The following is a 13770-nucleotide window of genomic DNA, read 5'->3' as shown; positions in this document are numbered from 1 at the left end:
ATGAAAAAAAGTATCTTATTTTTAGCTTTTATAGCCACAATACAAATTTTTTCTCAAGATTTTACTATTGATGATATCAATACTTATGAATTAAATAATAACATTCGTTTAAACCATATTTTTATAAATCAACCAGATATTACTTATAGATATGGAGATGGCTCTACCTACGATTTAAAACCAAAAATGGGCTTTTTAGGTTTAAACTATAACATTCCTATTAATAATTGGTTATATACTGGAGCTGGTTTTCATGCAGCAAGTATTGGTGACCAAGGAGGCTTATTTACATTGGGTGTAAATTTAGGTGTAAACCTACCAATTTATAGGAATTTATTTTTTGATGCTAATGTTCACTTTGGTGGTGGTGGTGGATTTAGAAGTTTAGTAAACGGTGGTGCAATTATTTACCCAAATGCTGGTTTGCAATACAAAACAAAACACGCCTCTTTTGGAGTACAATATGGTATTGTAGATTTTTTTGATGGCATACAAGGCGGAGAAAACGTATCTTTTTTTATAGAAATACCTACCACTATAAGAGCAGGATCTTATAAAGATGCACATAAAACCTTTAATGTAGTAGCTTCTAAAGACCCTTTTTGGGGAAAATCTGCAGTAAAAACAGTACAGCAAGTAAAATTTGATTTTTTCTTTCCTATGGGAAGAACTAGAAACGACGGTTTGGGCAACTTTAATAATACAACCCCAATAACACAAACGCTTTACATTATTGGTTTTGAATACCAACGTTACCTAAACAGCAATACTTTTTTATATACGCATGTAGACACCATGTATAAAGGTTTAAGAGCAGGTTTTATGGATTTATTTTTTGGAGTTGGTAAAAACTTTATTGAAACTAAATATGTAAATTTCTTTGCAAAGATGGGTATTGGAGTTGCTGGTGGAAGAATTTTTCCAGAAAACGGATTAACCATGTACCCAAGTACTGGGCTAGATGTTCGTTTTTCAGAACATTTTGGTTTAAGTGCCCACGCTGGATATCATAGATCAATAGGCGCATCATTTGAAGCAATTACTTCTGGTGTAAGTTTAAAATACTTTGGTTTAAGTGGTGGTTCTAAAAACCCAAAAACCGGAAAAGCGGTTAAAACAATAAAAACACAAGGATTGCAAATAGGTGTACAAAACCAAACCTACTTTAATGTAGCCATAAAAGATAGGCCAGCAAACGATTTACAACAAATAGCAATAAAAATAAACTACGATATTTCTAATAGGTTTTATGTGGCAGGTGAAACTTCTTTTGCCTATTTAGGTAAATCTGGAGGTTATGCACATGGTATTTTTGGTTTAGGAGTAAAGTCTAATAGATTTATAAAAGATAAATTATCTGTATTTGCAGAAGCTGCAGCTGGTGTTGCTGGCGGTGGTGGTGTGGACTCTGGTGAAGGTATTTTAGTAAGACCAACTTTAGGTATTAATTATCATTTTACAGATGATTTTCACCTAAATGTTTCTGGAGGTCAAATGTGGTCTCCTTATGGAAATGTAAATTCAACAAACATTAATGTAGGTCTAACCTATAGCTTATCTATTTTAAACGCAAAAAAGTAATTTTTTTTAAAAATTTTATAGAGTACAAATAAAGATCGGTTCGAGCGCAGTCGAGAATTAAAACAAAATATTATCTCTTAACTGCAATCGAGAAAAAAGTAAAACAAAATGAAAGACGGAATCTACGCAAAATTTAGCACTCCAAAAGGAGAAATTTTAGTACAATTAGAGCATGAAAAAACACCTGGTACAGTTGGTAACTTTGTTGCACTAGCAGAAGGAAATTTAGAGAATGCTGTTAAAGAACAAGGTACACCTTACTACAACGGGTTAAAATTTCATAGAGTAATACCAGATTTTATGATTCAAGGTGGTTGCCCACAAGGAACAGGAACAGGAAACCCAGGTTATAAGTTTGATGATGAATTTCATCCAGATTTAAAACATGATGCTCCAGGTAAATTAGCTATGGCAAATTCAGGACCAGCAACAAACGGTAGTCAATTTTACATTACCCACGTTCCTACTCCATGGTTAGATGGTAAACACACTGTTTTTGGTTCTGTTATTAAAGGACAAGATGTTGTAGATGCTGTTGCACAAGGAGATATATTGGAAACTTTAGAAATCATAAGAGTTGGTGCAGAAGCAGAAGCTTTTAATGCTATTGAGGCTTTTAGAACTTTTGAAGGTGCAAGAGAAAAAAGAGAAGCTGAAGCCAAAGCAGCACAAAAAGAAATGTTAGACAAAGTTGCTGCAGGTTATGATGAAACTTCTAGCGGATTGCGTTACCAAATATTACAAAAAGGAGACGGAAAAAAAGCTACAAAAGGTGCAGGCGTTTCTGTACATTATAAAGGTCAATTATTAGACGGTACTGTTTTTGACTCTTCTTACAAAAGAAAACAACCTATTGATTTTAACGTTGGTGTTGGTCAAGTAATTTCTGGTTGGGATGAAGGGATTCAGTTATTACAAGTTGGCGACAAAGCCCGTTTTGTAATACCATCTAACCTAGCTTATGGTTCTGCTGGTGCAGGAGGTGTTATACCACCAGACGCTACTTTAATTTTTGATGTAGAATTAATGGATGTAAAATAATAAACTACATTCTAATAAAATTTAAAAGCCTCGAAACAAATTTGTTTCGAGGCTTTTGTTTTCTGATAAAAACGAATGCGTTTTTAATTTTTCACAATTCGTTTTGTTGAAAATTTATTGTTTTGAGTTACAATTTTTACTAGATAAATTCCTTTTGATAAATCTTCTAAATTAATTTCATTTTTAGAAGAAGACAATACTTTTTTGCCCAAAACATTAAATAAACTTACGTTTTTAAGTTCAAAATTACTGTCATCAATTTTTAAAATTGAAGTTGTAGGGTTTGGATATACAGAAAATTGAATGTTATCAAATTTATCAACACTTGCTGTAGCTTCATTATAATTGTAAATAACTCTATAACTAGGAGATGTTTTTGAAATAATTTTATTAATGTGATGTTTATCTGTATCTGGAAATAGCTCAATTCCAAATTTATTTTTAAACGGATTTATAATAGCACTCATACTTTTAGATAAATCATAAGTGTAATTTTCTGTTTCAAAATTTACCTGCATTCCATTACTATCTATGTAAGCTCCACTTTCTGAAATAATATTGTTATTAGAATCATAGCTATAATTATAAAATTCATTTACAGTATAAGAACCATTGTCTTCTTTATTATAATAGAATTCACTGGTTAAATTATTATTGGCATCATAAGTAAACTCTTCCTTACCACGTTCTTCCCAAACACCATTCTTGAATTCTTCATCAATAATTTTTACGATGTTCCCATTTGCATAAGTATATGTATACCTTTCTGATTCTTCTTCTGGTACAACCCAAGCTTGACCATTCCAAACAAAAGAAGTGAAATAATCTATTTGTGTGCCATTAAATACCAGTTCAAACTTATTTTCTTTAACCCAAACTCCATTTTCTAAAGTATAAGATATAACTTCTGTTAAAAAACCATTTGCGTTATAACTGTATACATTCTTAGAATCTTCATAAAGCTCTTCTATTAATTTATTATTTGCATTATAAATGTAATTGGTAGTTTCTAATAATTCTACGTTTCCAGTGTCATTAGTACTGTAATATTTTTCTGACATAACGTTTCCGTTGGCATCATATAAATACGCTGTTTTATTTAACAATTCCCATTGATTATCAGTAAAATATTCTTCTGAAATTGAGGTTAGTTTATCTTGCGCTACTAATTGTAGGCCTATAAAAAGCAAAAATAAAATCGTAATTTTTTTCATCATAAATAAGTTTTAAAATTATGTATAAAACTAGCGAAAAATCATCTTCATAAATTACCTACTTATAGGTAACTTTTTATACTAAAATGAAGGTTACAAAAAATTGTAAAACCACAATGTAATTTTTACATTTGTAGAGAATCAATTTAAAAAAAAGAGTAATAATGGGAAGAGCATTTGAGTTTCGAAAAGCAAGAAAAATGAAACGTTGGTCTGCAATGGCAAAAACATTTACTAGAATTGGTAAAGACATTGTTATGGCTGTTAAAGAAGGAGGACCAAACCCAGACGCTAACTCTAGATTACGTGCTGTTATGCAGAATGCCAAAGCTGCAAATATGCCAAAAGATAATGTAGAACGTGCCATTAAAAAAGCAACCGATAAAGACACTGCAAATTATAAAGAAGTTCTTTTTGAAGGATATGCTCCTCATGGAGTTGCTATTTTGTTAGAAACTGCCACAGATAACAACAATAGAACTGTTGCTAATGTAAGAGCTGCGTTTAACAAATGTGATGGAAATTTAGGAACCTCTGGCTCTGTTGTTTTTATGTTTGACCATACTTGTAATTTTACCCTTAAAAAGGAAGATATTACTATGGATATGGAAGAGTTAGAATTAGAACTTATAGATTTTGAAGTAGAAGAAGTTTTTGATGATGAAGAGGGAATTATTATTTATGCTCCTTTTGAACAGTTTGGTGCAATACAATCTTTCTTTGAAGAAAATAATGTGGAAATTTTATCTTCTGGCTTTGAAAGAATACCAACTACCACTACAAAACTAAGTGAAGATCAAAAAGCAGATGTAGAAAAGTTATTAGAACGCTTAGAAGAAGATGATGATGTACAAAATGTATATCACTCCATGGAAGAATAGCAAATATTTTAAATATTTTTAACAATATAATTCTGTCTTATAACGAGTTATAAATCCTTATAAATAAAACACTAAAATTTAGTGAAATTATATTGTTTTATATAGATTATATTTTATATTTGCACCACTTTTGCAGAGAACGCAAAATTAAGTTCTAATACAAATAGTTCAAATTTATTTTTTTAGCCAAAGATTAAAAAATAATAGAAGCTAATTTTTATAAAAGTTGTCGTAACAACATAAAAAATACGGGCTCTTAGCTCAGCTGGATAGAGCACCTCCCTTCTAAGGAGGCGGTCGAAGGTTCGAATCCTTCAGGGCTCACTTAAACCACACTATTTTTAGTGTGGTTTTTTGTTTTCAGTCAATAACAGTAAGACTTTAGTCCAATATTTGGCAATTATTATACTTCTTATTTATATCTCAAAAATCATCAGAATTACACTTTTCTGGGGATACTAAAAGGCACCCATTTTATCTTGGAGGCACCCACTTTTAATTTTAAAAAAAACATTACATATGAATAATTATAAAATCACTGTATTGTTTGTTATACAGAGGAATAAAATGAATAAAAAAGGTCTATGTCCATTAAGGTGTAGAATAACCTATAAACAAAAAAGAAAAGTATTTTCAACAGGTGTTTTTATTAATCCTGAAAATTGGGACAATGTTTTGCAATTGGCAAAACCACCAAACAAAAATAATACTATAATTAACACTCAAATGAGCCTCATAAATCAAAAAATTAATGAGGCTTTTTTAATGCTTCAAGTTTTACCAGAGAGCTTTGATGTTGATGATATATTTAGGAAATATAAAGGAGAAGATGTAAAAACTGAAATTACCATACTTGGGGCTTATGACTTACATAATGATAAAACTAAAAAACTTATTGGGGTTGATTTTAATGAGCTTTCTTGGAGCAGATATGTAGAAAGTAGAAGGAAGGTTGCAGAATTTATAAGGGTAAAGTATAAGAGGTCTGATATGAAGTTAAAGCAGTTGGATTTAAAGTTTATAAAAGATTTAGAATTTTATTGGAAAACTGAGGTAAAATTAAAGCAAGCAACTATTTATAGGAGTATGCAGAGATTTAAGAAGATAATTCAGTTTGCTATAGATGAGAATTATTTACAAACCAACCCTTTTAATTTGTATAAGAACAAGAAGTATAAAGGAACTATAGTTTATTTAACAGAGTTAGAGTTGAATAATCTAATGCACTATAAATTTTCTCAAAAGAGATTAGAAAAGGTAAGAGATATGTTTGTTTTCTGCTGTTATACAGGTTTAGCTTTCACAGAAATGATAAGTTTGAGAACACATCATATAAGTGAGGGATTTGATGGAAACTTATGGATTAATATGGTTAGGCAAAAAACAGAAAGACCTATAGCAATTCCATTATTACCTCAAGCTAAAAGTATAATTGAGAAATATTTCAACTCAGATTCTGAAGAGGTACTACCAAGAATTTCAAACCAAAGATTTAATTCTTATATTAAAGAGATAGGTGTGTTAGTTGGCATTGATAAAAAAATGTCTCATCACCTTGCAAGAAGAACTTTTGCCACCACTATTTTACTTTATAATAATATTCCAATGGAAATAGTTTCTGAGCTATTAGGACACTCTAAAATGAGTATTACTCAAGAAAGTTATGCTAAAGTTGTTCAACATAAAGTAAGTAGTCAAATGAATAAGCTTAGTAAAAAACTGAAGAAAAAAGGATGATTAATAACTGTGTTGTAATACATTTATAGCACAGTTAAATTATTTATATGGATTTTGATAATTCCCTTTTTGAAAACACACCAATTGAGTTTAAAGAAATAAATCACACAGATTTTGATAGTGAAGTTTACAATGTAGAACCTAAAGAAATTGTTAAACCAAATGATGAAGGTTATTTAAGTGATAACTTAATTCCTATATTAACCAAAGACCTTCAAAACAAAAATACAACTGTTATTAATGCTGGAGTTGGTCAAGGTAAAACTAAGGCTATCATAAAAATCATCAAAAAATTTGCTGATGATAAAGATTATTTAGTGGTTATAGCTGTACCATTTAAAAGTCTTATTCAGCAGTATGAAGAAGAATGTATAAAAAATGAAATTTCAAAGGGTAGAATTTTTAACCAGTTAGGAATTGATGAATATTTTAGAGAAAAAGAGGAATTAAAAGAAAAAGAGAAAGAGGAGGAAGAAGTTAAAAAAGAGTCTTGGGGTTATGTTGATGATGAGAAATGGTTAGAAAATCATCAAAGCAAATTCAATATAAGAAATTTTGATATTCATATCTTAACTATAAACGCTCTATTAGGTAACTCTGTAGAAAGTTTATTTCAATCTAAACCCAAAACAGAATATTTTAATAAACTTTTAGGATATTGTGAGAAGACAGGTAAAAAACTGATTTTACTTTTCGATGAAATTCATGCTGGGATTCATAATTTTAAAGAAGAGTTTATTTGTAAATTATGGAATTACCATGGTTTAGTTTATAAAAACTATATAATAAGTGCAACCTATAATGAAGCTTCAAAAGAAGTAATTAAATACCTTTCTGAGTTTACAGACCACAATGTAAAAATTATAGAATCCACAAGAAAGCCACTTAAAGATAAGCAAAGTGATTTATTTCTGAATTTCTATATAGATAGAAATATTGAAAAAGATGAAACTTTATATGAACTAATTTTAGACAGATTAGAAAAAGGTAAAAAATTTGATATTCTTGTTTATTCAAGGAAATTAGCAGAAATGTTAACCAATAAAAAGCATAAAATAGGTCAGCTTTTAGAGAGTAGAGGTGTTGAAATAAATAAAAGCATTAGTGACCCATTTAATTTAGATGATGGTACTATAGGTTATGATAAAGACAAAATAAATATTGGTACTAAATTTAGTACAGGAATTAATATAGAGCATGAGGAGCATACATTTATAATTTTATTTCCAAAAGACATGAATGCTGATTTTATAGATAATAAAGGGATTTTTACAATGGGTGCTAATTCTATAGTTCAAGCATTAGCAAGACAAAGAAAAAAAGGGGAAATACATTTATTTTTACCTTTACCAATAGGCATAGAGTCAAAATCATTACCTAGTAAATATACAGAACCTCAAAAAAAACTAATTTTAGATGTATTTGAAAAAGCAAAAAAATATGGAGAAAAAACTATAAGCTATTCAAATATTAATGAACAAAGTTTAGAGCTAAAAGAAACTTACAACAAACTATATAATGAGGTATTACCAGCAATCAGAAAAATTGATGAGACAGATAGAAATAGTAAGTTAAATAGATTGTTTTTTCCAACTCAAGAGATATTTAATTTAGATAAAGGAGAAAAGCATCTTGTTAAAAGATTTTTTGGAGGAGATTTACCTGGGTATATTTTATGGGCATCATTAACTAATCAATTTTTAAATTGTAGATTGAAAGATATTGACTTTATTTCCAGATTATACTTAGATTCTAAAACTCAATATGAACAGTTAGATAAAAAAGTTAATGACCTACTTTATGAAGAAGAGGTTATAGAGGAAAATTACTTTTATAATCATTTAAAGCCCTCTGAAAAAATAATTTTTTTCAAAAAATACCTATCTACGATTATTGTCATTTTAGATAATAAAAAATTAATTTCTGTAGATAAAGAAAAAGTATTACTGGATATTCTTAAAATTATTTTTTTTGATTCTAAGTCTACAACCAAAGATGAGGTATATCATTTATATCTAAAATCCTGTTTGATAAATTCTAATAAATTTTTAGTAAGCGAAATAGAAAAATATAAATTATCTAAAATCAAAATAGAAATTATTGAGATTTATGCAAAATGGAAGTATCTAAAAGATGTTTTAGAACAAAATATTGAAACCTATAAAAAGCATAATTTTATTCATAGTAAAGCTCAAAAAGCATTTGTAAAGGAATACAAAACAATGAATTTTAATAATGATATTGATTACTTGTTAACTTATGATGCTTTGTTAGGTACTGGGGTTTTTCCATTAAAAAATACTTTTCAAAAAGAAAAAACACCATCAAAAAAAATTATGACTATTTATAAACTTACAATTAAGTTGTTTTACGCTGATTCCAAAAAAGAGATAAGTGTAAAAGGGAAAAGAACTAAAGTTTATCTCGTAAAAGAAAAAAGTTTAGAACCTGAACAGAATCTTCTTTATAAAAATTTAGCACAACATATTTTATAAAAAAAAACACATCCTTTTTCCATTTGACTATATATGTATTTGGAAAAAGATAGGGGTTTTTTAAGACCTTCAATAAGATAAAGACTCTCATTAATTTGAGGGTCTTTCTTCATTTAAAGATGAATCTATTCAGATTAATCTTTACTAATTCAAATTAATATTAACCTTCAAAAAAATAAGATTATGCAATTAAAAAAGAGTAAAAGACAAAATGTAAAACTAAGATTAGGAATCTCTGGAGCTTCAGGATTTGGTAAAACTCATTCAGCTTTATTATTAGCCTATGGAATGACACAAGATTGGAATAAAATAGCAGTGATAGATACTGAAAATTCATCAGCAAGTTTGTATTCAAATTTAGGTAACTTCAATGTATTAGATTTAAAAGAACCTTATAGTCCTTCAAGATATATTGAGGCAATTGAGGTATGTGAAAAAGCCAATATTGAAGTGGTAATTATTGATTCAATAACACATGAATGGAATGGTACTGGTGGTTGTTTAGATATTCAAGCTAAATTAGGTGGAAGATTCCAAGATTGGGCTAAAGTGACACCTCTACATCAAAAATTTATTGATAAAATACTGCAATCTACTTGTCATATTATTACTACTACAAGAAGAAAAGTAGATTATTCTTTAGATATAGTAGGTAGTAGAACACAAGTTGTAAAGCATGGAACTAAAGAAATTACTCGTGAAGGATTTGAATATGAATTGACAGTAAATTTTGAATTAGTAAATGACCAACATTTAGCAAAAGCTTCAAAAGATAGAACAGGTTTATTTATGAATAAACCAGAATTTGTTATCACATCAAAAACAGGTGAGAGGTTACTAAAATGGTGTAATGCAGAACCTATTACAATTAAAGAAATTGTAGAGAAGATAAATAGCTCATTATCTATATCAGAATTAACAAAGCTGTATAATGAAAATCCTTCTTTTCAAAAACCTTTAGAACCCCAATTTAGAAGTAAAAAAGACCAGTTAGAACAATTAGTTAATCCAGAAAATTTTTCACAAAATGGAAATCATATCAGTAGCAGAAATTAAAAATAAGGAAAATGATGAGGTATTTAATTTACCTGAAGGTCAGTTGCAAAATGTACCTCATCAGGAAATACCTTCAGAAAATAAAGTATATCAAATCAATCCATTTTTAGAGGCTAACACGAAAACTGTTAGCCTTTCTACTTTAAAAAATGATTGTATAATACCTGTCTTTAGTAAGGATAATGAAAAAACTTTGGCTCATCAAGAGTTTATAGAGATAGCACAGAATTGTGTGAGTAAAGTATTTTCTCATCATACAATAGATTTACCAGAGGTTAGGGTTTCACATCAAATTAAAGGTAGAACCAGTAGTGCAATTTACAAACCTGTAAAAGAACTTTTAGAGCATGAGAAAACACAATATTTTGAAAGAATGGCATTTATTATTAGAATACCGTCTATTACAGAAAACATTAATGGAAATGAGGTTGCTTTAACTGTTGGAGGTGTAAGAGCCTATAATCAGGAAAATCTTTATAACAGAAAATCTTTTGAGAAGTTTAAGTTCTTTATAGGTTTTCAAAATATGGTTTGTTGTAATTTATGTATTTCTACAGATGGTTATCAAGATGAAATGAGAGTTGGAAATTACCAAGAATTACAGTCTAAAATATTACAATTGATTCAAGGTTATAATGCTCAAAATCATTTGCAAGAAATGAAACAGCTTTCTCAACAGAATTTAACAGAACAGCAGTTTGCACAGCTTATTGGAAGGACAAGATTGTATAATTATCTTCCTAAGCAAGATAAAATTCATATTCCAGAATTGTTATTAAATGATGGACAGATTTCTACTGTAGCTAAAGATTATTATTTAGATGAAAGCTTTTGTAGGAATAGTAATGGAGATATAAACTTATGGAATATTTATAACCTTTTCACAGGAGCTAATAAGAGCTCTTATATAGACTCATTTCTGTCAAGGAATGTCAATGCTTTTGATTTTACCAAAGGGTTGGCTAATGCTATCAATGGTAATTCTAACTACCATTGGTTTTTGAGTTGAGTTTTGCCCAGCTTCTATTTATTTAGAGGTTGGGTTTATTTAATTAACACACACGAAAAACAATCCTATTAGCTCTAATTTTTTTATTTTTACTTGAACAAGGAACTATTGTTTTATTGCTCATATCCTCAAGTAAGTCCATAAGACGAATATAAGAAGGATTAGATTCTACATTAGATACAAAACAGACTCTATAATTTTTTCTATTATCTAAGTAAAAATTCCATTCATTTCTTGTTAGTTGGAATTCATTCAAGTCAGAAGAACTTCCTTTACATTCATAATAGAATTTTTTACTTCCATCTTTAATTAAAAAATCATATGGAAATCCTTGCTCTTCAGATTCATTTAGCCAAATAACTTGAATATTTTCAAACATTTTTTTTAGCTCTTTATATAAGTATTCCTCAGCGATTCTACCAATTTTATTATTATAGATTGTGTTTTCGGAAATATCAACTTCTTCAATTAAATTTTGTTTTGGTTGGATAAGGTTTATTATGTTAGTCAATTGACTTGAAATGAATTCAAGAGATTGTGTATTCTTTTGTACTTGTTTCTCTATGTCTGAATCTAAATTATTATCTTCTATTGCATTAGGTGTTGATTTACTTTTTTCTACTATAAAGTTATTGTCATTTATGTTAGTTTGAATTGCTTTGGTAACAATATTTGAATTTAGTTTTGACAAAAGTAGATTAAGCTCAGACTCATCATAATCCATAGCTTTTAGATTTACATAAATCCCACCAGTCTTTTTAGCAAGATTTTCTGACTTTAATCTTTCATTTTTCTTTTGATTTATACCAATAAAATGTATGCAACAATCTTTTTTGTTAGTTTTTATAAGATTTAAAATTTCGGAATCAAAATTTTCTCTATCACTTGCACCACCATCACTAAAAACGATAATATTATTTTTATTTTCTTTTGATTTTATTATTTTTTGAGCTAAAGAAAAATATAGGGGAGTACTTGCTTCTATTGGGTCTTTTAAAAATTCAAGACTTTCAGAGATTGTATCAAAATTTAATTTTCCATTATAGATTAAGTCTAATTTTGGTAATATTTTTAATTTATTATTGTAAATTATTTTATTTTTTTTATAGTCATATTGAATCTCACCTCTAAAACTTGAAATATTAATATTAGTTGAAAATTTTAAGCAAGGGAGTATATTAAACTTTAAAATTTTTTTTACTAAATCCATTCTTGTACTTCCATCTGGTAATAAATATTTGCCATTATCTGCAGTGTCTTTCATAGCTCCCATACTTCCAGATGCATCAATAAGAATATTGAAATTTATTTCCATTTTTTTTTCACTAATTAGCGTTAAATCTATTTATTACATTTTCTATCCTTAATAAAAATTCATTTTCTCTATTACTAATTTCATTCATGCTCATTCCTTTGTCTATGTAAATACCATCAACAATAAAATTAGTATTAATGTTTTTATTATCGAATAAGTTTTCAGCATGAGTTGTATGCGTATTAATTTCATTAGATAAAGGATAAATTAGACCTCCAGCAATAACATCTGGCTGATAGTGTTGGATATAAGAGTGAACTTGATAAAAGTCATTCCTATCCAAATCAGAATAACTGCTTTGAGTTTTAAGTAATCTCATTTTTTTAAACTTAGCATCGAAAACTATTATTTTATTAGTAAACCTATGCTTCATAACTAAATCAGGAAACATTTTACGTTTATAAAACATCTTTTTATAGACATTTAATTCTTCTTGTCCAGTAACATACCAATCCTTAAAATAACGACTTAGTAACTTCTCTAAATACACTTCAAATAATTGAGAAATATCGAAGAGATAACCATTTGTAGATAGTTTATTATCTTCCTTTGATAATAACAGGTTTTGTTCTTTCAATATTATTTCAGCAAACCCAATAGTTTTTTTAAAGTTAGAAAACATAGGGTTTTGTAAAATAATATTATTTTTTGCTTTTTCTAAGATATTGGACTGAGGAAAAGTACCTGAATAGTTTTGTTTTAGAGTCTGATAAACCCCTAATATTTTTCGGTGTATATCTTTACCAAATTTCTTTTCAAGTGCTTTACAAGCTAAATATAATACATCTATAATTTCTTGAACATATACTTGCTCTCTATAGGTGGAAGTTAATTTTCCTGTAAATGGTATATCTTGTTTTAAATAGGCTTTTAAATCAATTTTACCACGAACTTTATTATTTCTTTCAGTTATAGATTGGTATGTTTTTGGTAAACCTAAAACAGATGCTTTCTCTAAAGATTGTATAAATAGAAAAGCTATAATATTTTGAAACTCATTTACTTCCTCAGTTTTATCTGCTTTAGTTGATTGATTGTCAATATAGATGTCATTGACAAAGTTTAGCATACGCTTTAGGAAGGTGTCTCCATAAGGAGTTACTATGTTAAACTGAACATCTTTATGATAGATTGTTCCTGCAAATAAGCCAGTCTGTATAATATATTTTTTTTCTTCGGTATTACTTTCTTTTGAGTAAAGTTTTAAAATAAGTTGTTCTTCATTTTCAAGCTTACTACGTTGTTGTTTAAAACCAAATATTTTGATTTGTTCAAGGCTCTCTTTTTTACTTGTAAAATGATAAGTTGAAGAGAAAATAGTTTCTTTAATGTACTTAAAATCTCTTTTGTTTTTTGCACTAAATTCTTGCTTTAATTGATTTTCAACTAAAGGCTTTTCTTCATAGAAATTATGATTTGTAGGTACATTAATTTTCATCTA

At 28.3% G+C, this 13770-nt stretch carries 10 protein-coding genes and 1 tRNA gene; 8 read left to right on the top strand and 3 right to left on the bottom strand.

All coding sequences use genetic code 11. The annotated features are described in order from the left end of the window. Together Q0762_RS12945 and Q0762_RS12940 are read left to right on the top strand one after the other, a co-directional pair. Positions 1 to 1581, top strand: coding sequence for a hypothetical protein (locus Q0762_RS12945; protein ID WP_298767376.1), 1581 nt, complete (start codon positions 1 to 3; stop codon positions 1579 to 1581). Positions 1582 to 1689: 108 nt separating this feature from the next. Then, positions 1690 to 2622, top strand: a complete 933-nt coding sequence (locus tag Q0762_RS12940) for a peptidylprolyl isomerase (protein WP_298767374.1) — start codon at positions 1690 to 1692, stop codon at positions 2620 to 2622. A gap of 83 nt (positions 2623 to 2705) precedes the next feature. Here Q0762_RS12940 and Q0762_RS12935 read toward each other — a convergent pair whose 3' ends face one another. After that, entirely contained in the window at positions 2706 to 3839 is a 1134-nt protein-coding gene (locus Q0762_RS12935; protein WP_298767372.1) for a T9SS type A sorting domain-containing protein, read from the bottom strand. 161 nt (positions 3840 to 4000) lie between these two features. Here Q0762_RS12935 and Q0762_RS12930 point away from each other — a divergent pair, with 161 nt between their 5' ends. The 6 genes from Q0762_RS12930 to Q0762_RS12905 all read left to right on the top strand — a co-directional run bounded on the left by Q0762_RS12930 (position 4001) and on the right by Q0762_RS12905 (position 11014). Next, positions 4001 to 4717, top strand: a complete 717-nt coding sequence (locus tag Q0762_RS12930) for a YebC/PmpR family DNA-binding transcriptional regulator (protein ID WP_298767370.1) — start codon at positions 4001 to 4003, stop codon at positions 4715 to 4717. Between the two features lie 250 nt (positions 4718 to 4967). Continuing rightward, positions 4968 to 5041 (top strand) — tRNA-Arg (locus Q0762_RS12925). Between the two features lie 195 nt (positions 5042 to 5236). Continuing rightward, positions 5237 to 6454 (top strand): site-specific integrase, encoded by a 1218-nt coding sequence (locus Q0762_RS12920; protein ID WP_298767368.1) that lies wholly within the window; start codon positions 5237 to 5239, stop codon positions 6452 to 6454. A 47-nt stretch (positions 6455 to 6501) separates the two neighbouring features. Continuing rightward, a complete protein-coding gene (locus Q0762_RS12915) occupies positions 6502 to 8949 on the top strand; it encodes a DEAD/DEAH box helicase family protein (RefSeq protein WP_298767366.1) in 2448 nt (815 codons plus the stop codon). Between the two features lie 183 nt (positions 8950 to 9132). After that, on the top strand, positions 9133 to 10005 hold the full coding sequence (locus Q0762_RS12910) for an AAA family ATPase (RefSeq protein WP_298767364.1): 873 nt from the start codon (positions 9133 to 9135) through the stop codon (positions 10003 to 10005). Next, positions 9977 to 11014: a DUF3871 family protein gene (locus Q0762_RS12905; RefSeq protein WP_298767362.1), complete on the top strand. Its 1038-nt coding sequence runs from the start codon at positions 9977 to 9979 to the stop codon at positions 11012 to 11014. The genes Q0762_RS12910 and Q0762_RS12905 overlap by 29 nt, the downstream gene beginning before the upstream one ends. 43 nt (positions 11015 to 11057) lie before the next feature. Here the strand turns inward: Q0762_RS12905 and Q0762_RS12900 are convergent, their stop codons facing one another. Further along, the gene (locus tag Q0762_RS12900) at positions 11058 to 12329 is read right to left on the bottom strand and encodes a DUF3883 domain-containing protein (RefSeq protein ID WP_298767361.1); all 1272 of its coding nucleotides are present in this window, start codon (positions 12327 to 12329) and stop codon (positions 11058 to 11060) included. A 10-nt stretch (positions 12330 to 12339) separates the two neighbouring features. Continuing rightward, positions 12340 to 13767, bottom strand: coding sequence for a hypothetical protein (locus Q0762_RS12895; protein ID WP_298767358.1), 1428 nt, complete (start codon positions 13765 to 13767; stop codon positions 12340 to 12342). Positions 13768 to 13770: the final 3 nt, after the last annotated feature.

Origin of the sequence: uncultured Polaribacter sp., assembly GCF_947495205.1 — a bacterium.
Taxonomy (GTDB): Bacteria; Bacteroidota; Bacteroidia; order Flavobacteriales; family Flavobacteriaceae; genus Polaribacter.
This window is presented reverse-complemented; position numbering and strand designations above follow the sequence as displayed.

What these genes read in the sequence shown, in the direction of transcription:
- Q0762_RS12920 (WP_298767368.1), top strand. Translation starts at nt 5,237, where the DNA reads ATGAATAATTATAAAATCACTGTATTGTTTGTTATACAGAGGAATAAA.
- Q0762_RS12945 (WP_298767376.1), top strand. Translation starts at nt 1, where the DNA reads ATGAAAAAAAGTATCTTATTTTTAGCTTTTATAGCCACAATACAAATT.
- Q0762_RS12900 (WP_298767361.1), bottom strand. Translation starts at nt 12,329, where the DNA reads ATGGAAATAAATTTCAATATTCTTATTGATGCATCTGGAAGTATGGGA.
- Q0762_RS12915 (WP_298767366.1), top strand. Translation starts at nt 6,502, where the DNA reads ATGGATTTTGATAATTCCCTTTTTGAAAACACACCAATTGAGTTTAAA.
- Q0762_RS12940 (WP_298767374.1), top strand. Translation starts at nt 1,690, where the DNA reads ATGAAAGACGGAATCTACGCAAAATTTAGCACTCCAAAAGGAGAAATT.
- Q0762_RS12910 (WP_298767364.1), top strand. Translation starts at nt 9,133, where the DNA reads ATGCAATTAAAAAAGAGTAAAAGACAAAATGTAAAACTAAGATTAGGA.
- Q0762_RS12895 (WP_298767358.1), bottom strand. Translation starts at nt 13,767, where the DNA reads ATGAAAATTAATGTACCTACAAATCATAATTTCTATGAAGAAAAGCCT.
- Q0762_RS12905 (WP_298767362.1), top strand. Translation starts at nt 9,977, where the DNA reads ATGGAAATCATATCAGTAGCAGAAATTAAAAATAAGGAAAATGATGAG.
- Q0762_RS12935 (WP_298767372.1), bottom strand. Translation starts at nt 3,839, where the DNA reads ATGATGAAAAAAATTACGATTTTATTTTTGCTTTTTATAGGCCTACAA.
- Q0762_RS12930 (WP_298767370.1), top strand. Translation starts at nt 4,001, where the DNA reads ATGGGAAGAGCATTTGAGTTTCGAAAAGCAAGAAAAATGAAACGTTGG.